At 48.2% G+C, this 21,242-nt stretch carries 23 protein-coding genes and 1 tRNA gene; 14 read left to right on the top strand and 10 right to left on the bottom strand.

Annotated features, from left to right (window positions below; genetic code table 11):
- The first annotated feature begins 1 nt into the window (after nt 1).
- From N774_RS0105780 to N774_RS0105745, 8 genes are all read left to right on the top strand, one after another.
- Nucleotides 2-895 (top strand): LysR family transcriptional regulator, encoded by an 894-nt coding sequence (locus N774_RS0105780; protein WP_024860333.1) that lies wholly within the window; start codon nt 2-4, stop codon nt 893-895.
- 2 nt (nt 896-897) lie between these two features.
- Complete coding sequence (locus tag N774_RS0105775; protein WP_024860332.1) at nt 898-1,365, top strand: pyridoxamine 5'-phosphate oxidase family protein; 468 nt, start codon at nt 898-900, stop codon at nt 1,363-1,365.
- 123 nt (nt 1,366-1,488) lie between these two features.
- A complete protein-coding gene (locus N774_RS0105770; RefSeq protein ID WP_024860331.1) occupies nt 1,489-1,731 on the top strand; it encodes a hypothetical protein in 243 nt (80 codons plus the stop codon).
- 15 nt (nt 1,732-1,746) lie between these two features.
- Nucleotides 1,747-2,913: an iron-containing alcohol dehydrogenase gene (locus N774_RS0105765; RefSeq protein WP_024860330.1), complete on the top strand. Its 1,167-nt coding sequence runs from the start codon at nt 1,747-1,749 to the stop codon at nt 2,911-2,913.
- Nucleotides 2,914-2,923: 10 nt separating this feature from the next.
- Nucleotides 2,924-3,256 carry a putative quinol monooxygenase gene (locus N774_RS0105760; RefSeq protein WP_024860329.1) on the top strand — a complete coding sequence of 111 codons (333 nt, stop codon included), beginning with the start codon at nt 2,924-2,926 and terminating at the stop codon, nt 3,254-3,256.
- Nucleotides 3,257-3,268: 12 nt separating this feature from the next.
- On the top strand, nt 3,269-3,754 hold the full coding sequence (locus tag N774_RS0105755; RefSeq protein ID WP_024860328.1) for a flavodoxin: 486 nt from the start codon (nt 3,269-3,271) through the stop codon (nt 3,752-3,754).
- Nucleotides 3,755-3,766: 12 nt separating this feature from the next.
- Nucleotides 3,767-4,522: a carboxymuconolactone decarboxylase family protein gene (locus N774_RS0105750; RefSeq protein WP_024860327.1), complete on the top strand. Its 756-nt coding sequence runs from the start codon at nt 3,767-3,769 to the stop codon at nt 4,520-4,522.
- Nucleotides 4,523-4,536: 14 nt separating this feature from the next.
- The gene (locus N774_RS0105745; protein ID WP_024860326.1) at nt 4,537-5,388 is read left to right on the top strand and encodes an aldo/keto reductase; all 852 of its coding nucleotides are present in this window, start codon (nt 4,537-4,539) and stop codon (nt 5,386-5,388) included.
- A 238-nt stretch (nt 5,389-5,626) separates the two neighbouring features.
- On the opposite strand, the gene N774_RS0105740 is transcribed toward N774_RS0105745, so the two are convergent.
- The 3 genes from N774_RS0105740 to N774_RS0105730 form a co-directional block, all read right to left on the bottom strand.
- Nucleotides 5,627-5,956, bottom strand: coding sequence for a single-stranded DNA-binding protein (locus N774_RS0105740; RefSeq protein WP_024860325.1), 330 nt, complete (start codon nt 5,954-5,956; stop codon nt 5,627-5,629).
- Between the two features lie 3 nt (nt 5,957-5,959).
- Nucleotides 5,960-6,163, bottom strand: coding sequence for a hypothetical protein (locus N774_RS0105735; RefSeq protein ID WP_024860324.1), 204 nt, complete (start codon nt 6,161-6,163; stop codon nt 5,960-5,962).
- A 181-nt stretch (nt 6,164-6,344) separates the two neighbouring features.
- Nucleotides 6,345-6,689 (bottom strand): plasmid mobilization protein, encoded by a 345-nt coding sequence (locus tag N774_RS0105730; protein WP_024860323.1) that lies wholly within the window; start codon nt 6,687-6,689, stop codon nt 6,345-6,347.
- Between the two features lie 524 nt (nt 6,690-7,213).
- Here N774_RS0105730 and N774_RS0105725 point away from each other — a divergent pair.
- The 4 genes from N774_RS0105725 to N774_RS16950 all read left to right on the top strand — a co-directional run bounded on the left by N774_RS0105725 (nt 7,214) and on the right by N774_RS16950 (nt 10,867).
- On the top strand, nt 7,214-7,732 hold the full coding sequence (locus tag N774_RS0105725; RefSeq protein ID WP_024860322.1) for a GNAT family N-acetyltransferase: 519 nt from the start codon (nt 7,214-7,216) through the stop codon (nt 7,730-7,732).
- The gene (locus tag N774_RS0105720) at nt 7,732-8,250 is read left to right on the top strand and encodes a methylated-DNA--[protein]-cysteine S-methyltransferase (protein ID WP_024860321.1); all 519 of its coding nucleotides are present in this window, start codon (nt 7,732-7,734) and stop codon (nt 8,248-8,250) included. The genes N774_RS0105725 and N774_RS0105720 overlap by 1 nt, the downstream gene beginning before the upstream one ends.
- Nucleotides 8,251-9,365: 1,115 nt before the next feature.
- Nucleotides 9,366-9,587 (top strand): helix-turn-helix domain-containing protein, encoded by a 222-nt coding sequence (locus N774_RS0105715; protein ID WP_024860320.1) that lies wholly within the window; start codon nt 9,366-9,368, stop codon nt 9,585-9,587.
- A 134-nt stretch (nt 9,588-9,721) separates the two neighbouring features.
- Nucleotides 9,722-10,867, top strand: coding sequence for a tyrosine-type recombinase/integrase (locus N774_RS16950; RefSeq protein WP_051463378.1), 1,146 nt, complete (start codon nt 9,722-9,724; stop codon nt 10,865-10,867).
- A gap of 258 nt (nt 10,868-11,125) precedes the next feature.
- Here the strand turns inward: N774_RS16950 and N774_RS0105705 are convergent.
- Both N774_RS0105705 and N774_RS0105700 read right to left on the bottom strand, forming a co-directional pair.
- Nucleotides 11,126-11,212, bottom strand: a tRNA-Leu gene (locus tag N774_RS0105705).
- Between the two features lie 67 nt (nt 11,213-11,279).
- The gene (locus N774_RS0105700; RefSeq protein ID WP_051463377.1) at nt 11,280-12,038 is read right to left on the bottom strand and encodes an amidohydrolase family protein; all 759 of its coding nucleotides are present in this window, start codon (nt 12,036-12,038) and stop codon (nt 11,280-11,282) included.
- A 280-nt stretch (nt 12,039-12,318) separates the two neighbouring features.
- Between N774_RS0105700 and N774_RS0105695 the strand changes: the two genes are divergently transcribed.
- On the top strand, nt 12,319-13,617 hold the full coding sequence (locus tag N774_RS0105695; RefSeq protein ID WP_024860318.1) for a GH25 family lysozyme: 1,299 nt from the start codon (nt 12,319-12,321) through the stop codon (nt 13,615-13,617).
- 261 nt (nt 13,618-13,878) lie between these two features.
- Nucleotides 13,879-14,664 (top strand): AraC family transcriptional regulator, encoded by a 786-nt coding sequence (locus N774_RS0105690; RefSeq protein WP_155250358.1) that lies wholly within the window; start codon nt 13,879-13,881, stop codon nt 14,662-14,664.
- A 74-nt stretch (nt 14,665-14,738) separates the two neighbouring features.
- Here N774_RS0105690 and asnB read toward each other — a convergent pair whose 3' ends face one another.
- From asnB to N774_RS0105665, 5 genes are all read right to left on the bottom strand, one after another.
- Nucleotides 14,739-16,319 (bottom strand): asparagine synthase B, encoded by a 1,581-nt coding sequence (gene asnB / locus N774_RS0105685; RefSeq protein ID WP_024860316.1) that lies wholly within the window; start codon nt 16,317-16,319, stop codon nt 14,739-14,741.
- Nucleotides 16,320-16,418: 99 nt separating this feature from the next.
- Complete coding sequence (purF, locus tag N774_RS0105680) at nt 16,419-17,855, bottom strand: amidophosphoribosyltransferase (protein WP_024860315.1); 1,437 nt, start codon at nt 17,853-17,855, stop codon at nt 16,419-16,421.
- Between the two features lie 14 nt (nt 17,856-17,869).
- Nucleotides 17,870-18,451, bottom strand: a complete 582-nt coding sequence (locus N774_RS0105675) for an ANTAR domain-containing response regulator (protein ID WP_024860314.1) — start codon at nt 18,449-18,451, stop codon at nt 17,870-17,872.
- A 12-nt stretch (nt 18,452-18,463) separates the two neighbouring features.
- On the bottom strand, nt 18,464-19,741 hold the full coding sequence (locus N774_RS0105670) for a glutamine synthetase family protein (protein ID WP_024860313.1): 1,278 nt from the start codon (nt 19,739-19,741) through the stop codon (nt 18,464-18,466).
- A 13-nt stretch (nt 19,742-19,754) separates the two neighbouring features.
- Nucleotides 19,755-21,239, bottom strand: a complete 1,485-nt coding sequence (locus N774_RS0105665; protein ID WP_024860312.1) for a glutamate synthase subunit beta — start codon at nt 21,237-21,239, stop codon at nt 19,755-19,757.
- Between the last annotated feature and the right edge of the window lie 3 nt (nt 21,240-21,242).

The raw sequence follows: 21,242 nt of genomic DNA, 5'->3' as shown, positions 1-21,242 counted from the left end.
CATGGAGTTGCGTTTACTGGAATACTTCCTGACGGTCGTGCGTGAGGAAAATATATCAAGAGCTGCCGAGGTGCTTCATGTCACGCAGCCGACACTCAGCAGACAGATGAAGGAACTGGAGGACGAGCTGCACACCACGCTCTTTATCAGGGGCAAACGGCTCACGCTGACCGATTCGGGCGTGATGCTTCGCAGACGCGCCGAGGAAGTCGTATCGCTGATGAAGAAGATTGACAGTGAGTTTCAGGAGCAGGAAGAAATCAGCGGCATCATATCTGTCGGCAGCGGCGGACTGAAAGCGGCGGAGGTTCTGCCTGAACTGATCGCGCATTTCCGTGAACGCTATCCGCTTGTCAGCTTTGAGCTGCACACGGGTACGGCTGACCATGTGAAAGAACGGCTGGAACATGGACTACTCGACTTCGGCATCCTGTTGGAACCGGTCGATATTGAGAAGTTCGATTATATTCGACTGCCTGCAAAGGAGACGTGGGGCTTGCTGATGCCTGCGGATCACCCGCTTGCAAAGGAAAAGGCAATCACACGCAAGCAGTTGAAAGAACTGCCTTTGGTAGTGACAAGCCGTACAGCTCTGAAAAGCGAAATCGAAGAATGGCTGAGGTGTCCCGTGTTGGAACTGGATATTGTTGCAACAATGAACCTCATCAACAATGCCGCACCTCTCGCAGAGCGTGGGATGGCCTGTGTACTGACGATCGAGGGCGCGACAACAATGTTTGATCCTGCCCGATTTGCTTTTCGACCGCTGACACCCGAGCTGTCGTTTACATCGGTTCTTGCGTGGAAAAAACTCAGTCCCTATTCGGGCGCGGCAGGGAAATTTCTTGAATATATCAAGAGTGTTTACATCGAACATTCTGAAACGGAGGTATAACAATGAGACGCAAAGACAGAGAAATAACCGACAGCAATTCCATTGAAGCATTTATCCAAAAGGAGCAGATCATCAGGATAGCCTTTTATGATGACGGAGATATTTTCATCGTTCCTGTGAACTATGGCTATCGCAAAGAAAATGACCGCTATACCTTCTATTTTCACGGTGCAAGAGCAGGCAGAAAATTTGAGCTTGCCAAATCATCGCCCAAAGTCGGCTTTGAGATCGACGGCAGGTATGAGCTTCTTGAAGCAGAAATAGCCTGCGACTTTTCGGCAAAATTCCAGAGTGTGATCGGAACAGGCACTCTTTCTATTGTTGAGGATAAAACCGAAAAGATACTCGGTCTTAACTGCCTTATGAAGCAGACTACCAATAAAACCGAATGGGAATACAAAGATGAAATGCTGAACGGCGTTGCGGTATTCAGGCTTGATGTTGAGAAAATGTCATGCAAGGCGAAGTGATAAAAGTATACGATCTGAGCATACCAAAGTATAGAATATAAGCATTTTACATATTGGTGAAACTATGCTATAATGAGTACAGGACATAAAACCTGTACTCTTTTTGTTTTGTGGGGTGATAGAATGAAAGTGACGAATACAAGCATTACCGACAAGGAGATAGCCGAGGTATTATCGCAGGCAGGGCTGACTGACAAGCAGATTAAGGCTTTTCTTTCCGAATGCTGCGGTAAGGACTGCTGTGCCGAAAAGGTGCGTGTACTGCGAAATGCAAGGCGTTCTCTCCTTGATTCTATCCACAAGGAACAGGCTTTGCTGGACAGGCTTGATTATGTAATATGGTGTACGGAAAACAAAAATCAATAAACGGAGGTATGTATCATGTTAGGAAATTTCAGCTACCACAACCCGACCAAGCTCTATTTCGGTGAGGACTCTCTCAGCAATCTGAAAACTGAGCTTGCAAACTACGGCAAAAACATTCTGTTCGTGTACGGCGGAGGTTCTATCAAAAAAAGCGGTCTGTATGATGAAATTATTGCTATCCTGAACGACTGCGGTAAGAATGTTGCCGAGGTCGCTGGCGTTATGCCTAATCCGACTTCAGACAAGCTGAATGAGGGCGTTGCGATTGCCCGTGATCATAAGACGGATTTTATCCTTGCAGTAGGCGGCGGCTCTGTCTGCGACTACTCTAAGGCTGTATCGGTTTCCGTTCATTGTGACGATGATCCGTGGGAGAAATACTTTATTCGATTTGAGGAGCCGACCTGCAAGATCGTGCCTGTCGGCTGTGTGCTGACCATGGCAGGAACAGGCTCGGAGATGAACGGCGGTTCGGTCATCACGAACCATGAAGCCAAGCTGAAAATCGGTCATGTGTTCGGTGACGAAGTCATGCCGAAGTTCTCGATCCTCAATCCGAGATATACCATGACACTGCCGAAGTATCAGATGTGCGCAGGCATCTACGATATTTTCAACCACATCTGTGAGCAGTATTTCTCCGGCGAGGACGACAATACCTCTGACTACATCAGCGAGGGGCTTATGAAAAGCCTTATCCACGCAAGCCGTATCGCTGTCGAGAACCCGCAGGACTATGAAGCTCGTTCCAACATCATGTGGACTGCGACATGGGCGCTGAATACCCTTGTTTCAAGAGGCAAGTCCGAGGACTGGATGGTGCATATGCTCGGTCAGGCAGTCGGCGCAAATACGGACGCAACGCACGGTATGACATTGGCTGCTGTCTCCCTGCCGTATTACAGATATATCATGCCTTACGGCTTGAAGAAGTTTGCAAGATTTGCAACAGAGGTGTGGGGCATATCCCGTGACGGTAAGACCGATGAACAGCTTGCCAACGAGGGACTCTCCGCTATGGAAAGCTGGATGAAGGAGATTGGGCTTGTGATGAATCTCACTGAGCTTGGTGCGACCGAGGATATGATCGAGGGTATTGCCGATGCAACATTTATCCTGAACGGCGGGTACAAGGTACTTGACCATGATGAAGTCGTGCAGATCCTGAAAGCGAGTATGTGAGGTGTTGAAAATGAGCATCACAGTCAACATCTACTATACAGGCGAAAACGGAAAAGCCCGCAAATTCGCAGAAGAAATGGTACAAAGCGGTACGGTGGACAAGATACGAAATGCGGAAGGCAATCTCCGTTATGCCTATTTCCAGCCGTTTGATGATCCTGAAACGGTATTGCTGATCGACCAGTGGACAAGTCAGGACGCAATTGATGTCCACCATGCTTCGCCTATGATGCAGACGATAGCAGAGCTTCGGGAGAAATACGGGCTGAAAATGAAAGTAGAACGGTATATCTCCGATGAGGAGGGTATACCGGAGAAAGATAACAAATATATCGTGAAATGAGGAGGCATTCGTATGAAATCATTGATCATCTATTTCAGCAGAGCTGATGAAAACTATTCGGTAGGCTACATCGACAAGGGCAACACCGAGATCGTCGCAGAGTTCGTGCAGGAGCTGACCGGAGCAGATATGTTCAAGGTCGAGCCTGCCGTTCCCTATGCCGCAGATTACAAGACCTGTATCGAAGAAGCAAAACAGCGCATCGGCAATGCACCGATCAAGGACAAGCTGACGGATATTTCTGCCTACGACACGATCTTTATCATGAGTCCGATCTATTGGGGAACGTATGCCCCCGAAGTTGAAACGGCACTGACAGGGCTTGATTTCAGCGGGAAGACCGTCAGAGTGATCAGCACCCATGAAGGCTCCGGTCTCGGAAGTATGGTGTCTGATGTGAAGAAAATGTGCAAGGGTGCAAGTGTTGACAGCAAGGGGCTTGCTATTGTTGGTTCAAAAGCTAAGGCTTCAAAGAATACAGTAGCCGATTGGCTGTGAGGAGGTCGCACTATGGCAGAAAAGATCGTACAGACCGCAGGTAGAGATGCCCTCGGTGAGTTTGCTCCCGAATTCGCCCATTACAACGATGATATTTTGTTTGGGGAAAACTGGAACAACACCGACATTGACCTGAAAACTCGGAGCATCATCACGGTGGTCGCTCTGATGTCGCAGGGCGTGACAAGCGACGCGCTGAAATTCCACCTGATGAATGCGAAAAATCACGGCGTTTCGCAGAAGGAGATCGCAGCAGTCATCACGCACACAGCCTTTTATGCAGGCTGGCCGCACGCCTGGGCAGTGTTTAACCTTGCAAAAGAGGTATGGAATGAGAAAACGCCCGAGCTGACCGACAAGGACAGGTATCAGAACGAGATTTTCTTCCCGATAGGAGAACCGAACCCCTACGGTGATTACTTTGTCGGGCAGAGCTATCTTGCACCTGTTTCCACTGAACAGCTTGCGGTATTCAATGTCACCTTTGAGCCTGCCTGCCGCAATAACTGGCATATCCACCACGCAAAAAGCGGCGGCGGTCAGATGCTTATATGTGTCGGCGGTCGGGGCTATTATCAGGAATGGGGCAAGAAAGCAAGGGAGCTTCACCCCGGTGATGTGGTGAATATCCCTGCAAATGACAAGCACTGGCACGGTGCCGCACCTGATTCGTGGTTTTCTCACCTTGCTATTGAGATTGAGGGCGAGGACGGGAGCACGGAGTGGTGTGAGCCTGTTTCTGATGAAGAATACGGAAAACTGAAATAAACGGAGGTAACGCTATGCAGACCTATATTACATTGAATGACGGCACGAAGATCCCACAGTTTGGACTTGGCGTATATATGGTGCCTGAGGGCGAACAGACCTACAATGCCGTGATCAATGCGCTGAAAATGGGTGTACGTCACATCGACACGGCTCACGCTTATCAGAACGAGAGAAGTGTCGGCAGGCCTGTGAAGGACAGCGGTATTCCGAGAGAGGACGTGTGGATCACCACAAAGCTGTGGCCGCACGAATACGGCGAAGGCAAGACTACAGATGCGATTGACAAGATGCTTGCAAGGCTCGATACCGACTACATTGATCTGCTCCTGCTTCATCAGCAGTTCGGTGATTATCTCGGTGCGTGGAAGGATATGGAGAAGGCTGTTAAGGCAGGCAAGGTAAAGTCTATCGGTATCAGTAACTTTGAGAGTGAACGCCTTGAAGAGATATGCGAAGCCGCATCGATCAAGCCGTCCGTATTGCAGGTGGAATGTCACCCGTACTATCAGCAAAATGCGTTGAAAGAGCGTATCGCAAAGTACGGCACAGTCATTGAGAGCTGGTATCCGATCGGTCACGGCGATAAAATTCTAATCGGTGAAGCGGTATTCACAAGACTTGCGGAGAAATATGGCAAGAGCAATGTGCAGATCATTCTCCGCTGGCATATTCAGGAGAGCAATATCGTATTCCCGAAAACAACGAATCCCGATCACATGAGGGACAATTTTGACATTTTCGACTTTGAGCTGACAGCTGAAGAAATGGGCGAGATCAGAGCACTCGACTGCGGAAAGCGGTTCTTCAATATGTCGCTTGAACAACAGGAAGGACAGCTCGGAGCCTGGCATCCTGCGGACTGATGTACAGTTTATAAGTTACGAAAAGGATTCAGAGGGGGGTGAAGCCTGCGGAGATCGTGATAATTATCGGAACATAATAACTTTGAACCCAGTGGATTCAAGTTTTCATATGCCTGACGGCTCGGAGAATGCTCTCTGAGCCGTCTTTTGTATCATATGGTTGGTTGCTGTGTACAATAAGGCATACAGAGCGCTCTGGAGGCTTTCCCGCTCGTCCGAGCACGTCCTGTATAACGTGTTAAAACAGCATTCCTGCATCACCAGTAATAGCAGCTTGTTTGCCGCCTGAGATGTGAACTTCCTGCACAACTATTTCTGCGGAATGATCGGGGGCATTCCTGAGCGTTCCGACCAAAGTGATGAGATCTCCTGCCGAGAAAAGATCGTTTATCATATCAGCGTTTCTTTCATGAGCAATACAGTTGAAAAAATCGCTTCCGACAGTATCAATACCCTTGCGTTTGGGCTGATCAACAGCAATACTGATCCTACAGCATCGGCAGTCATTTTCGGTGGTAAGGGCAGGCACGGAAATGAGCCTGCCCGTCATCATAACTTTGTTCAGCATAATTCAGTCCTCGCATTCATCAAGACCGTGTATGAGCTGAATGTAAATGCACTCTGCCCGGTCACGTTCCTCGCCCTCGGTTGTCATCATCTGTCTGAGGAAGAAATTCTGCGCTTCTTCCCTGTCATCCCACACCTCTTTTTTGCCATTACAGACGGTCGTGACCTTGCGTGTTTTCGGCATCGCCAGTTCGGGTATTCTCAGCATAATAAGCACCTCCGTTTTCTGTTTGTGATTCCATTATAACCGCTGAATATCCGGAAGTCCAGCTCTGCGGAATAATTGTAACCATTTTTGTGAAGTGCGCAGCAATTTCAAAGGCAAGTCCAGTGCAACGCGCACATATTGTTTTTCACTATTTTCAGAACTGATACCGGTAGCGCTTCTGTTATCGCTTCAGCCGCAAAAGCTGAGACTGAAAATACAACAGCGGCTGCCATATTTTATTCAGCATCTCTTTGATATCGGAAAGGTCATTTTCATAGACGTTTCCGGTGCTGTTTGTGCGACGTGCAATCTGATTGACATTAAAAGCGATATTATTCATAAGCCGATGGATTTCTTTCAGCTCATTCTCGCTGAAATAAACGAGATGTCCTTCGAGGATCATTGCTCTCACGAATGCACTTTTTGACTTCATTCCGCTGTTTTTGAATTTGCGCTCAATTGCGTCAAATTCCTCCTGGCTTAACCGTACCTGAAGTACACGTTCTCTGTTATCATTTTTCTTCATTTTTCTCTCCTTTTTTGTTCGGGGTCGTAGGGGTGAAACCCTCTGCCAAGATGTGTATCGGAGCATTCAAATCTGAAAATTTGTAATGCGGAGATACCGAGCTTGCTGGGATTGCTCACGCCCCTGCGCGGCGTGTTTGCATCTGAGCCTTTCGGCTCAGTGCTTTCTCTCTGTTTTTGAGCATAACCACTGTGCGGTTTGATCCATACTGCAATTGCACGATTTCTCAGAGCATTATGATGAATATGCTCTCCTAAATATATACCGAAAAAAAGCGGGTATCGTAAAGCATTTCTGCGAAGTTTTCAATGTGATTTGGATATTTCTCTCTTATGCATAAATTCATCCTATGATTCTTGTGCAAAGTGATTGACATCTCAGCACTTCCGTGCTTATCCGTCGCTGCAATTTTTGAGAAGATAGGCTTGCACTGTATCAGATGCTCAGACAATTGACTTTATCATCGTTTTGTTCTATAATAATTCCAGAAACCCATTACGCCAAGATTGGAGCGTGAGGATACAATGAATCTTACATTGCGAACTGTCCGTCAGGATGAGCTTTCTGAATTCAAAAAAGAGATGCAAAAAGCCTTTCAGCTCGGCGCGGAAGCAGAATACGGCGAAACCGATATGCAGATACTTCCCGAAGCAGATATTGATCGTTCTCTCGACACAGATGGCGCGATTGCTTATGCTGCTGTGATTGGCAATGAAATCGTCGGCGGAGCGATCATTGTGATAAACGAGCAGACGCAGCATAATCATCTTGATTTTCTGTTTGTGAAAGTCGGTGTCCAGAGCAAGGGCATCGGGCAGGCAATCTGGTCTGAGATTGAACGCCTGCATCCGGATACAAAAGTGTGGGAGACCTGCACTCCGTATTTTGAGAAAAGAAACATTCATTTTTACATCAATCGCTGCGGTTTTCATGCTGTGGAATTCTACAATCCGAAGCACCCGGATCCGCACGAAAGCGGCAAGCCGGATATGGACAGCGATGATGACGGCTGTATGTTCAGATTCGAGAAGGTCATGGAGTGATGAATTACATACATCACTATGCTTCTCCGCTCGGCAGAATCGCCCTCGCCAGCGACGGCGAAGCCCTCACGGGATTATGGTTTGACGGGCAGAAACACTTTCCCCATAATCTTGCAGCAGAAAGTACCGAAGCAGAGCTGCCGGTATTCACGCAGACCGTCAACTGGCTCGATGCATATTTCAGCGGAAAAGAACCTGACTTCATTCCGCCGCTCAATCTGCACACCACACCGTTCCGCAGGGCAGTTTGTGAGGTGCTTCTCACCATTCCCTACGGACAGACGATGACCTATGGCAAGATTGCGGGTATCCTCGCAGAGCAGCGCGGCATTCAGCGGATGTCAGCGCAGGCAGTCGGCGGAGCGGTCGGGCATAATCCGATTGCAATTATCATTCCCTGTCACAGAGTCATCGGAGCAGACGGCAGCCTGACGGGATACGCCGGCGGACTGGACAGAAAGATCAAGCTATTGGAGTACGAAGGCATCATCATTTCCGATCAACATAATCAACGATAGAAACAAGCGCCGAGCATGAAAACTCGGCGCTGTTCTATTGATCCCCAAATTAAATCTTGAATCGAATTTTAGACGAGCACGCGAAAATAACGTAAAATCGACATTCCTTTGAATCGTGGATAAAAGCGATTCAAGAGTTAATTGGTACAGCAATATTATGTGATAAACTGATGAAATTTTGGTGTAAAGTTGCCGCACTCAGAAATAAGCATAGGAAAGAGAAAGCGCCTGATTGCGTACCTTGTACGCAATCACTGAAAGAAGCACATAAGGTTGGTCAATATAATAAAAATGCGAAAATACGTCATTTCTGAACGGTTAAGTGTTCCCGTTCGGGAACGGTGAAAACTTGATTTTCTCCAAAATATAGTTCATAATACAGATAGGCACAGAAAGTTACAGATCACTGCATCGTCCGTGGCAAGCATGATTCGTACCGCTCCCGAAAGCTCGGTGATATTCATCTTCAAAAAAACTTATATCTAACCGTTTTTCATAATCCGTCATATTCAACAAGCTGCAAAAATGGCGTAAAACCGTTATCTTCCATTTTGGGGTGATCACAGAATACCAGTCACTGCGATTAGATACCGAGAGATGCCATATCACAAAAGGGACTTTTTCTACCACGGGCAAAATCTTTGTAGGTTCATCGAATAGACAAGCATAGCTTTCTGCGCTATACTGTATACAGAAGCCGGCTGAAATCAACTGTTCGTCGGTGACAAATACGGCTTTTTATGATTTTTCGTTCTACCAAAATGCGTGTGTTTCATCATTTTGCACAAATAGGGAAAAATCACAAAACTGCGTAGATGCGTTGTCAGTGAAAAAACCGACGGATAAAAAAAGACTTTAACGGACTAAAACGGGACGAACCACAAAAGACTTCCGTCTACCGTCCGAAAAACTTTGTAGTTTCATCGAATAGACAATCGCTGTTTTCTGCGCTATACTGTATACAGAAACCAACAGAAAGCCACATAAACCGGCTTATGTTTGGCGGCAATCACTCTTATCAGGAGAGCGATTGCTTATAACAGAATCTTGACAACAGAATATGAAGCATGATTCGTTTGTTTTCCGAATTCTTCCGCTCCGAAAGGAGAATCACTATGGATAGAAATATATCGATCAGCCAGGCTTACAAGACAATGTACAGAGACTATCCCGAAGTGGTCGGGGTAAAGGACATCAGCCAGATGCTTGGCATCAGCCCGAAAAGGGTACGGCAGCTTGTTCAGGAGAATAAACTTCCTTGCATCCCTGATAACAGGACGATCAAGGTCGCAAAGCTCTTTGTGATAGATTACATCCTGCAAGGCGCACAAATCTGAGCGGGTAGAAATATCCATTGCGCCGAAAAATCATAAAGTTGGTAGAAATCACTTGCATTTGCCGTCAGACTGCGCTACAATGAAGTAGTCAACAGCAGACTTTTCTACCGCTTTCAGCATAGGAGGTATATCAAATGAAAGCAAGTCTGCCTTTTAAGTACATCATTACAAGCAAAAACGGAAAACAGTATGTAGTCTTTGATTTCAAGGACGATAACGGCGAACGCAGGCGCAAATGGGTAAGTACAGGTTTGAGCGAGAAGTGTACCAAGAAAGCACTGGCAGCAAAGGTCGAGGAGATCGTCGGTGCATTCTATGAGGACTTCCTCTCCGGCAAGGCGACCAAAGCCAAGCATAAGAGAGCAGACCGCACGGTCGTGAGTGCTGAGGCACTCGCAGAAGGCGCTGTGATAAGAGCTGGTAATTGTCTGTTTGTGGACTTCCTGAACCATTGGCTCGAAACCGTAAAGCCTACCATTGCATACACGACTTACTGTAGCTACTCACGCTATATCGAGAAAGTAAAAATTTACTTCGATGAGAAATATCCCGGACTGCTCTTGCGCGACATCACGCCCTTGCAGATCCAGAAGTTTTACAATGATATGTATAACGAAGGAAAAACGGGCAACACGGTCAAACACTATCATGCGAATATCCATAAGGCTCTGAAGTATGCCGTAAAAATGGATTTGCTTATTGTGAATCCTGCCGATAAGGTAGAACTGCCGAAATTGGAAAAATACAAGGCGTGTTTTTACAGCAAGGAGGAACTGAACAAGTTTCTTGAGGTATTCAAGGGTGACAGAATGGAGCTTGTCGTTCATATTGCAGCCTACTACGGACTCCGCAGAAGCGAAGTCATCGGTCTGAAGTGGGATGCGATCAACTTTGAGAATAAGACGATTAAGATCTGCCGCAAGGTCACGAGCCGGAATGGTTCAGGTCATGAGGAAATCATGGTGGACAATACCCTGAAAACAGAAGCAAGTGTGAGAACGCTCCCTCTGATTCCGCACATTGAGCGGATGCTCAGAGAACAGCAGCAGAAAGAGGAGATGTACTCCAAGCTCCTGAAATCCGGTTTTGACAGAACCTATGAGGGCTTTGTGTGCCGTGATGCATACGGTAAGTTGATCACGCCGAACTTCGTCAGCGATCATTTCAAGAACATGGTCAGGAAATATGGTTTCAGGAAACTGCGGTTCCATGACCTGCGACACAGTTGTGCCAGTCTTTTGCTTGCAAACGGAGAGTACATGAAAGCCATCCAGGATTGACTCGGACACTCGACATTTAACGTAACTGCGAATTTTTACAGTCATCTCGATTACTCGTCAAGAATTTCCTCGGCAGAAACCATTGCAAGAGTCCTCGGCGATGATGACGATGAAAATGAAGAAAACGAAAAAATCGCAGGCTCTGTGTAAGAACCTGCGACCGTGAAACAATCGAAAATACGCTCAAATAGGAGCAAAAAAGCGAAAACTCCCACACATCGCTGTATGGGAGTTATTACGGAAGTCGGCACCGCCGACTGGTGCCGGTGGCGGGGGTCGAACCCGCACCCTGTTGCCAGGACCAGATTTTGAGTCTGGCACGTCTGCCAATTCCATCACACCGGCTTGAATACAACAAATTAATTATATCAAATCGGCAGTAAAAAGTCAAGAGCAGAATAACAATTTTTATTTATGGGCTGATATTGTAGACTCTGAGGGCGTTGCCGCACATGAACAGCTCCCGTTGCTGCGGCGTAATATTAAGGCTTTCGGCAAATTCAAGGTGTGTCTTCTGGGAGCAGCTCCCGAAGTCGGAACCGAATATGATACGCTCTGGCATGACGGCAATGGCGGTCGCCAGCGTATTTTTTATCTGGGGATATATTTCAGCATCGTCGGCAACGGAAGAGGTATCGAAGTATACGTTTTCGCAGCTGCCGAGAGTATCGAAGCACTGTTGTAGGTCGGGATAGAAGCAGTGGCAGTAAACGAAGATATTCTGCGGACGGCGCTGAGACAGCTCCTTCATTTTTGCGGGAGCGGCGTACTGAGCGTTATCCCAGCCTGTGTGAAAAAGCACAGGGACTTTAAACTCGGCGGCGAGGTCATATACGGGAGTGAGGACTTCATCTGTGCAGAAGAAGCTCTCATGGCCTGTATAAAGCTTCAGACCGATGATATCGCCGCTTTCGAGAAGCTTCCTGCACAGGGTGAGCTGAGAGTTGAAGCTTATAAAGGGACTTATTCCGGCCACGACTTTTATCATACCGCTGCCCTTGAAAAGCTCCGCGCAGTCACGTACAGAGCCGATAACGCTTTCAAGCTCGGAATCAGCTATAACTATGCCCTTGTCCACGCCGTTTCTGCGGAGCTCGTTTATGAGAGCATTCCCTTTAGAGAGAAAGTCGGGGAAGTCAACGGGAAGATGCAGATGTGAATCTATTATCATAGAAGCTCCTTTCATTGAAAAATTGCTGTATAAGAGATAATTTAGCACGTTTTGCGGTCAAAGTCAAGCTTTTCCTTTACAATCTTGTCGATTTGTGGTATAATAAATCATGATTTTAGCCGTTAGCTATTAGCCATTAGCCGTTAGCCAATTGTAGGGGCGACGTTCCGTCGCCCGATAATATAGCGGCAAAGCCGCTTCCTAATGGCTAAAAGCTAAAGGCTAAAGGCTTCAAAATATAACGGCAAAGACGTTATATTTTGATATAGAAAGGATAATCATGAAACTAAAATATATAGTAATGCTGTCGGCGGCGCTGTGCCTGCTTACAGGCTGCGGCGGAAGAAAGGTCTCAACATCTTCCGAAAGCTCTCAGACTGTATCGGCTTCGACCACAACGGCTGTTTCGACTTCAACAACAACTGCTTCAACAACTGCTGTCACCACCACAAAAAAAGCCTGTGACCCGCCAAAGGATCTTGTTTTAAAGGGACTTGACTCCGTGGAGGTCTATGAGGATATATCTCTTGACAGCTTTATCACCGAGAAAAACGTTGACCTCAAGGACGGCGGTGTAAAGCTCAATACCTCCGATACGGGAGTATTTGAGGTGGAGATACCGTATATCTACAACGGCTGCGAGTTCAAGCAGAAGCTTCAATACTCCGTGGTGGATACTACCCCTCCTGTAGTTCTCAATGCGGGCTGGGAGCCTAATCACAAGGTGGGAACTCCCTTTGATCTCAACGACTACGTTGGCTTTGCGGACAACTTTGACAGTGATCCTGTTCTCACTTTTACAGGTGATATAGACCCGAACAAGGTGGGACTTTATCCGCTTACCGCTACTGCTACGGACAGCTCGGGAAACTACACCACATGGGACGTTACCATTTGTGTGCTCAATGAAGTGCCGCGGCCTGTGGACGACAATCCGAGAGTGGACTACAGCCAGTTCATATCCGATAACAGTGACGGCAATGTCCGCTTCGGCATCGATGTTTCGGCTTGGCAGACCAATGTTGATTACAATGCGGTAAAGGCGGCAGGCTGCAGCTTCGTTATTATCCGCGTGGGATACTTCTACAGTGAGATAACCATGGATGACTACTTCCGCGATAATATAAAGAATGCCACTGACGCAGGCCTTGATGTGGGAGTATACTTCTACACCACCGATAATACCCAGGAGGGGGTCCGCGAACACGCACGGTGGATAGCCGAACAGGTCAAGGGCTATGAGCTTCAGATGCCTGTTGCGTTTGACTGGGAGGAATTTGCAAATTTCCAGAAGTACCACATGAGCATAAAGGACATCAACGACGTATATGCAGCCTTTGCGGACGAGATAGAGAAGTGCGGCTACTCGGCAATGCTCTACAGCAGCAAGAACTTCCTCTACAATATCTGGAACGAAGAAACAAAGTCCTCGCACCCCGTATGGCTGGCGCATTTCATCGACAGGACCGATTATGACGGAGAGTACGCTATCTGGCAGGCAAGTGCCTATGGTCATATCCCGGGTATAAACGGCGATGTTGATATGGATATACAGTACCTCGATAAGAAGCTGAACTGACAGCAATGGCGGATATAAGTTAGCTGCCATTAGCGAAAAAAGCGGGTTACCGAGCCTGAAATTACGGGCTCGGTAATTTTTATGCCGCGATTTTGCCGTAGGAGGCTCCCCCTTATCCGCGCTTTTGTGTATTGCAAAAAATATATCTGCCGAAAGGAAATAAATATATCACTTTTGTGCTGATACTTCTTGACACGTCTCAGCACTATATGTTATAATATAGCAAACAGAAAGAAAAAAGAGGAGTGCATCACTTTGAGAATGGTCGAGATCGGATACAATCACAGACATGGCAGGAGCTTTTGCATAGACCGTCCTGACGGCACTGACAGCTGGCTCATGCTCATAGTCAAGACACCTGTTCATTTCAGGATAGACGGCAGGGAAAGCCGTACAATGTCACATTCGTTCATAATCTACCGCCCCACTACACCGCAATATTACTATCCTGCCAGCAATGAATACTTCGATGACTGGATGCATTTTTATCCCGACGAGGAAGAGCAGAAAATGCTGAAGGAACTGAATATCCCCCTTGACAAGCCTGTGGAGATAGGCGACATTACCGAGATGTCGTCCATGATACGCAGTATGTGCTTTGAGCACTATTCGGGAAATCAGTTCAGGACAGACAGCATAGACCTGTATTTCAGGCTGCTCATGCTTAAAGTATCGGAAAAGCTCAGGAAAAAGGAAGTCTTTCCCAACAGGACGGAGGGTATCTACTCCGAGAAGCTGCTGTGGATTCGCAAGTCTATCTATCGCTGGCCGAGCCGTGATTACTCCATCGACGATATGGCAAAGGAGCTCTCTCTCAGCCGTTCACGCTTCCAGCACCTGTACACCGAGACATTCGGCGTAAGCGTAAACAGGGACGTTATCACCAGCCGACTGAATAAAGCGGCGGAGCTTCTGAAAACCACAGACCTCTCCGTAAAGGACGTTGGTATAAACGTGGGCTACGGCAATACCTCGTATTTTGTAAAGGCATTCGGTAACTTCTACGGACTGACCCCTTTGCAGTACAGACAGGCAGAGATGAAATAAAACAGGCAGTTCAGCCTTTATACATAATGAAAAAGCCCCTTTTGAAAAGGGGCTTTTGTTTTGCATTGGCGTTATTATTCTCCGCTTGCACCATAGTTTGAGAGTACACGGGCTGAGGGGTCGTTTACATTGCAGCCCTCCCACTCCTTGTTGGGCATCCAGAAATCAACTACCATTTCGCTGTTGCCGCTGTAGTATTTCTCGAATATCTCACGGTAAAGGAGAGACTCCTTAGTGAACGGCTTTGCGTGAGTATATTTTGTGCAGTCAAGCTCGAACTCCTCGTCGGAGTAATAGCTGTTTGCGTATTCCTTGAGGTAGTCCACCATTGAGTGTCCCACAGCGTCTGAGAATGCAGCCTTTTCACGGTAGAGTATATCGTGCGGCAGGTAGTCTCCCTCGAAAGCGTGACGGAGCAGATACTTGCCCTTGTTGTATTTGTTGAGCTTCATCTCAGGGTCGATTGCCATGACGTACTTTACGAAATCAAGGTCGCCGAATGGCACACGGGCTTCAAGAGAATTTACGGATATACAGCGGTCTGCACGGAGCACATCGTACATATGGAGCTCATGTACACGCTTTACGGATTCCTGCTGAAAAGCCTCTGCTGAGGGAGCAAAGTCCGTATACTTATAGCCGAAGAGCTCGTCTGAGATCTCACCTGTAAGGAGCACGCGGATATCGGTCTGCTCGTGGATATCCTTGCAGAGCAGATACATGCCCATACTTGCGCGGATAGTGGTTATATCGTAAGTACCGAGAAGGTGTATAACATCTTCAAGAGCCGATATAACGTCGTCCTTGGTTATGATGACCTCGGTGTGGTCGCTGCCGATGTAGTCTGCCACCTGCTTTGCGTACTTGAGGTCGATAGCGTCGGTGTTCATACCGATAGCAAATGTACGGATAGGCTTGTCACTCTCGCGCTGAGCGATAGCGCAGACCAGTGAAGAGTCAAGTCCGCCCGAAAGCAGGAAGCCTACCTTTGCATCAGCGTCAAGACGCTTCTTTACGCCTGCCACAAGCTTATCGTGGATATTCTTGCAGACTGTATCGATATCGTCGTGTATGACCTTGTCAACTGCGGTAATATCGCAGTAGCAGTGGAACTTACCGTCCTTGTAATAGTGTCCCGGAGGGAAAGGCATCACCTTTTTGCAGATATCAACCAGGTTCTTTGCTTCGCTTGCAAAGACCATAGTACCGTCATCGGACTTGCCGTAATACAGCGGACGTATGCCTATGGGATCACGGGCAGCTATGAACTGGCGCTCTGTGCTGTCATATATCACGCAGGCAAATTCTGCGTCGAGCATAGCAAACATATCAGTGCCATATTCTCTGTATAAGGGCAGAAGTATCTCGCAGTCGCTGTCACTTCTGAAACAGTAGCCCATATCGGTAAGCTTGTCTCTGAGCTTGCGGAAGCCGTATATCTCACCATTGCATACTGCGAAATCACCGTCCAGCTCAAAGGGCTGCATTCCCTCGGGAGTAAGTCCCATTATGGACAGTCTCTGAAAGCCGAGTATTCCATCAGGTACTTTCACTATCCTCTGGTCGTCAGGACCGCGGCTGACGGTTGCTTTCAGCCCATCCATAACTTTTCCCGTACCGCCGCTGACGCCGCAGTATGCCATTATCGTACACATAGTTAATCCCTCCGAATAATAGGTATATTGTAATTGGATACACTTGTACATCGCCATTGATGTACAGCGTTTATTGCGGGCGGATATTATCCGCCGCTGCTACTGCGCGGACTCCGCGCTGTGTATCTTTTCGTCGAATTTATTCTTGCTGCCTGCGCCTGAAATGTCCACAGGATAATTGCCTGTGAAGCAGCCCTTGCAGTAACCGAAGCGGTTGTCAACAAGCTCGCCGAGACATTCTGTGGGCAGATACGCAAGGCTGTCAGCGCCTATGTACTGCGCTATTTCTTCCGTTGAACGGCACTTGCCCGCAATGAGGTTTTCCTCAGAGTCGATATCCGTACCGAAGTGGCAGGTGTGCAGGAAAGGAGGCGACGAGATACGAACATGGACTTCCTTTGCTCCCGCATCGCGCAGAAGCTTAACTATCCTCGCACTTGTTGTGCCGCGGACTATGGAATCATCTATCATTATGACGCGCTTGCCCGCAACGCTCTCGCGGACAGCGTTAAGCTTTATCTTTACTGCGTTCTCGCGCTGGTGCTGTTCGGGCTGAATGAAGCTGCGTCCGATGTACTTGTTCTTGATGAAGCCGATACCGTAGGGGATACCGCTTTCGTTTGCGTAGCCAAGAGCTGCGTCAAGTCCAGAATCGGGAACACCTATGACTATATCCGCGTCCACTGGACTTGTCTTTGCAAGGAGCTGTCCTGCTCTGAGACGTGCGTGGTGAACTGATACTCCCTCTATTACCGAATCGGGACGGGCAAAGTAGATGTACTCGAAAATGCAGATATTACGCTTGTTTGTACAGTTGGTACGTATGGACTGCAAGCCGTCCTTTCCTATGACGACTATCTCTCCCGCGTCAACATCGCGCAGGAACTCCGCACCCACTGTTTCAAGGGCGCAGGACTCCGAAGCCACAACATATGCTCCGTCATGTGTCCTGCCGATACACAGCGGTCGGAAGCCGTCAGGGTCGCGGAAGGCTATGAGCTTTGTGGCTGTCATAAGTATGCAGGAATAAGCTCCCTTGATGAAAGGCATTGCCCGTTCCACAGCCTGCTCGGTGGAGCTGCTGGTCAGGCGCTCGCGGACTATTGAATAGGCTATGGCTTCCGTATCCGAGGTGCCGTGGAAGATAGCTCCCGACATCTCAAAGGAGCGGCGGAGCTCCGGTGCATTGACCAGATTTCCGTTGTGTACAAGAGCCATATTGCCCTTGATATGACGTATTACAAGTGGCTGTATATTGTTGTGGTTGTGACCGCCTGTTGTGGAGTAGCGGACGTGTCCCACAGCCATATTGCCGCTGCCCAGCTTATCCAGTTCTTCTCTGCTGAACACCTCCGAGACAAGTCCGTCCGCACGTTTATGTCTGAAGATACCGTCGTCACAGACAGTTATTCCGCAGCTTTCCTGACCTCTGTGCTGTAGTGCATACAGTCCGAAATATACCGATGCGGCAACGTCAGAGGTCTTGTTTTCGTATATGCCGAAAACGCCGCATTCTTCGTGGATACTGTCAAACATTGTTTGCGCCTCACTTATAAGTATTGCTCACTGAGCTTATCTATTATCGCCAGTGCCGCAAGACTCTTCTTCTTGCGCTTGTTCATGGCGTACTGTTCAAGATAAGAATGTGCTTCCTCCTCGGTCATACCCTTGTACTGCATGAGCATGAACTTTGCCTTGTCGATTGCCTGCATCTCCTCGATCTTTGCTTCGAGCCGACGGTTCTCCTCGTATAGTTTAAGGGAGCGGTTCACGGCAATGTCAAGGGTCTTTACCAGCTGATAGAGCAGAGTGCGGCTGAACGGCTTTCCGACAATGATTATACCTGTCTTGTCGGCACGTCCCGCAATTTTTTCGGTCTGCTCCTCCTTTATCATAAATATGCAGTTCGCTGTGGTATTTTCGATGATGTATTCCGCAAGCTCAAAGCCAGATTCGTCCATAAGAGGGGAGTTGATAACTGCAAGCTCCACGGACGGGTCGGCGTCGAAAAACGTCTTTGCCTGATAGGCTGATTCGACCAGCTTGGGCATACATCTGAACGAATCGCGGAGGAAATTCACAAGAGCTTCAGAGGCATTTTTATTACTTGAAACTACAAGGATTTTTTCCAAAGCTTACCTCCGTCAGAGACTGTAAAAATATTGTTTGTCCTCAAATGCTCCCTTGTCGTAAGCGGAAGAATACTCGCGCCATTCCTCGCTGCTGTAATCCAGCAGGACTTTAAGGATATTCTCGGGCACGTACTTCTTCACGAACTCAGAGCCCTCTGCGCAGGAAACTGCTTCCTCAAGAGTCGAGGGCAGGCGCTCGGAGCCTGTGTTTTTCTCAGGCAGCGGGAGCTGTGCAGCTATGCCCTCAAGTGCCGAGTATATCATCAGACCGAGAACAAGATAAGGGTTGCAGACGCAGTCCGCAGCGCGAAGCTCAACGCAGGCGTTGTCGCTGTCGTGATTCATGCGGATAAGCTGAGAGCCCTCCTCATCCGACCAGATAATGTCACGGGGAGCAGTGAATTCGCCAAGTCTCGCATAGGAATTCACCGTAGAATTTGTAAACAGCGTAAACTCACGGATATGCTTCATTATGCCTGACGCAGCATATTTCAGAAGCTCATTGCCGCCCTGCTTTGTCTCCTCAAGAATATCATTGTCAGGGAAAACATTGAAGCTGATATGCATACCGTTTCCGCAGTCGTTGCGGAGGGGCTTCGGCATAAAGCTTGCGTGGACATCGTGAGTCTCGGCAACTGATTTTACCGCAGACTTGAAGCTGAGGAAGGTATCTGCGGCTTTCAGTGCGGACGAAGCATTGAAGTCTATCTCGTGCTGACCGCAGCCGCTCTCATGGCGTGATGATATTGGGTGGATACCCATCTGTTCGAGAGTGAGACATACATCGCGGCGGATATTCTCTCCCTTGTCGTCGGGAGCCACATCACAGTAGCCTGCATAATCATGGGGAGTCTTAGTGGGCAGACCCTTATCGTCCTTATGGAAGAGTGTAAACTCGCAGGAAGTTCCGAAGCGGAAGCAGTAGCCTGCACTGATGGCAGTTTTCATTGCCTTTTTAAGGAAGTATCTGCCGTCCCCCTCAAAGGGAGTGCCGTCCTCATAACGGATATAGCAGAACATTCTGATAACTCTGCCCTGCTGAGGTCTCCACGGGAGAACGGTCATGGTCTGAGCGTCGGGGAAGAGGAAAAGGTCTTTTCCGCCTGCTGCCTCAAAGCCTGCAATTTTCTTTGCGGTTATGCTGACACCGCGTTCAAAGGTGACTGCAAGCTCAGATGAAAGGACAGAGATGTTTTTCAGTCTGCCTTTCAGATCGCAGAATGTGAGCTTGACGAATTTGACATCATTTTCCTCTATATACTGCAATATCTCATTTTCTGAATAGATCATTTTAGCCTCCGTATCATAAATTGGTGTAGCCCATAAGGTATTCGTCCACCTCTGCTGCTGCGTCGCGTCCCTCACGGATAGCACGAACTACAAGGGACTGTCCGATGTGCATATCGCCTGCGGTAAATACCTTTTCAATGTTTGTGGAATGTTTGCTGGGTGCTGTTTTTACGTTTGTGCGCTGATCCAGTGATACGCCGAAAGCGTCAGCGATATACTGCTGACAGCCTAAAAAGCCTGCCGCAATAAGACAAAGCTCACATGGGAGCGTCTCCTCGCTGCCTGCTACCTCGTTCATGGTGCGTCTGCCTGTTTCGGGATCTGTACCGAACTGGAGCTTTACTGTCTTTATGGCTGAAAGTTTGCCCTTTTCGTCCTTGATGAACTCCTTGACCGTTGTGCAGTAGATACGGGGATCGTGTCCGAATACTGCGATAGCTTCCTCCTGACCGTAGTCAGTCTTGCATACGCGAGGCCACTCGGGGAAGGGATTGTTCTCGGCTCTCTCGTCGGGGAGCTTTGGCATCATTTCAAGCTGAACAACTGACTTGCAGCCGTGGCGGACAGAGGTTCCTACACAGTCATTGCCTGTATCACCGCCGCCTATGATGACAACGTTCTTGTCCTTTGCGGAGATGAACTTGCCATCCTTCAGCTCGGAGTCAAGCAGGCTCTTTGTAGTAGCTTTAAGGAAATCAACTGCGAAGTATATTCCCTCTGCGTCTCTGCCCTCAGCCTTGATGTCACGTGGATTTGAGGAGCCGCAGGCAAGTACCACAGCATCGAAGCTGCTCAGTATATCGTCGGCGGAAACATTTTCGCCAACGTTGGAATTTGTCCTGAACTGTACGCCCTCTGCCTTCATAAGCTCCACACGGCGCTCAATGATGTGCTTTTCAAGCTTCATGTTGGGGATACCGTACATGAGCAGTCCGCCCACACGGTCGGAGCGCTCGAACACAGTCACGCTGTGACCGCGCTTGTTGAGAGTATCGGCAGCTGCAAGTCCCGAGGGACCCGAGCCGATGACTGCAACACGCTTGCCGCTTCTGACTGCGGGTATCTGTGGCTGCATAAGACCGTTTGCAAAGCCGAATTCAATGATGGAGTTCTCGTTCTCTTTAGTAGTTACGGGTGAATCGTAAACTCCGCAGATACAAGCCTTTTCGCAGAGTGCGGGACATACTCTTGATGTAAATTCGGGGAAGTTGTTGGTCATAAGCAGACGGCTCAGCGCCTGTTCTTTCTGACCGTGATAGAGTAAGTCGTTCCACTCGGGGATAAGGTTGTTCAGGGGACAGCCCGACATCATTCCGCAGAGCATTTTGCCGTTCTGACAGAACGGAACTCCGCAGTCCATACAGCGTGAAGCCTGTTCCTTGCGCTTTTCTTCACTGAGCGGTACGTGGAATTCGTTAAAGTCCTTTATACGCTCAAGAGGTTCCTTTGCTGCTGTTTCTGTTCTTGCATATTCAAGAAATCCTGTTGCTTTTCCCATGGC

Source organism: Ruminococcus flavefaciens AE3010, assembly GCF_000526795.1.
Lineage (GTDB): Bacteria > Bacillota > Clostridia > Oscillospirales > Ruminococcaceae > Ruminococcus > Ruminococcus flavefaciens_D.
The sequence above is the reverse complement of the archived record's forward strand: the minus strand, read 5'-3'. Positions and strand labels throughout refer to the sequence as shown.

Excerpts from the sequence above, each read along its gene's own strand:
- N774_RS0105665 (WP_024860312.1), bottom strand. The coding sequence starts at position 21,239 with ATGGGAAAAGCAACAGGATTTCTTGAATATGCAAGAACAGAAACAGCA.
- N774_RS0105695 (WP_024860318.1), top strand. The coding sequence starts at position 12,319 with ATGAAACTAAAATATATAGTAATGCTGTCGGCGGCGCTGTGCCTGCTT.
- N774_RS0105740 (WP_024860325.1), bottom strand. The coding sequence starts at position 5,956 with ATGCTGAACAAAGTTATGATGACGGGCAGGCTCATTTCCGTGCCTGCC.
- N774_RS0105690 (WP_155250358.1), top strand. The coding sequence starts at position 13,879 with ATGGTCGAGATCGGATACAATCACAGACATGGCAGGAGCTTTTGCATA.
- N774_RS16950 (WP_051463378.1), top strand. The coding sequence starts at position 9,722 with ATGAAAGCAAGTCTGCCTTTTAAGTACATCATTACAAGCAAAAACGGA.
- N774_RS0105735 (WP_024860324.1), bottom strand. The coding sequence starts at position 6,163 with ATGCTGAGAATACCCGAACTGGCGATGCCGAAAACACGCAAGGTCACG.
- N774_RS0105750 (WP_024860327.1), top strand. The coding sequence starts at position 3,767 with ATGGCAGAAAAGATCGTACAGACCGCAGGTAGAGATGCCCTCGGTGAG.
- asnB (WP_024860316.1), bottom strand. The coding sequence starts at position 16,319 with ATGTGTACGATAATGGCATACTGCGGCGTCAGCGGCGGTACGGGAAAA.
- N774_RS0105775 (WP_024860332.1), top strand. The coding sequence starts at position 898 with ATGAGACGCAAAGACAGAGAAATAACCGACAGCAATTCCATTGAAGCA.
- N774_RS0105780 (WP_024860333.1), top strand. The coding sequence starts at position 2 with ATGGAGTTGCGTTTACTGGAATACTTCCTGACGGTCGTGCGTGAGGAA.
- N774_RS0105755 (WP_024860328.1), top strand. The coding sequence starts at position 3,269 with ATGAAATCATTGATCATCTATTTCAGCAGAGCTGATGAAAACTATTCG.
- purF (WP_024860315.1), bottom strand. The coding sequence starts at position 17,855 with ATGTTTGACAGTATCCACGAAGAATGCGGCGTTTTCGGCATATACGAA.
- N774_RS0105770 (WP_024860331.1), top strand. The coding sequence starts at position 1,489 with ATGAAAGTGACGAATACAAGCATTACCGACAAGGAGATAGCCGAGGTA.
- N774_RS0105725 (WP_024860322.1), top strand. The coding sequence starts at position 7,214 with ATGAATCTTACATTGCGAACTGTCCGTCAGGATGAGCTTTCTGAATTC.
- N774_RS0105760 (WP_024860329.1), top strand. The coding sequence starts at position 2,924 with ATGAGCATCACAGTCAACATCTACTATACAGGCGAAAACGGAAAAGCC.
- N774_RS0105745 (WP_024860326.1), top strand. The coding sequence starts at position 4,537 with ATGCAGACCTATATTACATTGAATGACGGCACGAAGATCCCACAGTTT.
- N774_RS0105730 (WP_024860323.1), bottom strand. The coding sequence starts at position 6,689 with ATGAAGAAAAATGATAACAGAGAACGTGTACTTCAGGTACGGTTAAGC.
- N774_RS0105720 (WP_024860321.1), top strand. The coding sequence starts at position 7,732 with ATGAATTACATACATCACTATGCTTCTCCGCTCGGCAGAATCGCCCTC.
- N774_RS0105700 (WP_051463377.1), bottom strand. The coding sequence starts at position 12,038 with ATGATAATAGATTCACATCTGCATCTTCCCGTTGACTTCCCCGACTTT.
- N774_RS0105670 (WP_024860313.1), bottom strand. The coding sequence starts at position 19,741 with ATGATCTATTCAGAAAATGAGATATTGCAGTATATAGAGGAAAATGAT.
- N774_RS0105765 (WP_024860330.1), top strand. The coding sequence starts at position 1,747 with ATGTTAGGAAATTTCAGCTACCACAACCCGACCAAGCTCTATTTCGGT.
- N774_RS0105715 (WP_024860320.1), top strand. The coding sequence starts at position 9,366 with ATGGATAGAAATATATCGATCAGCCAGGCTTACAAGACAATGTACAGA.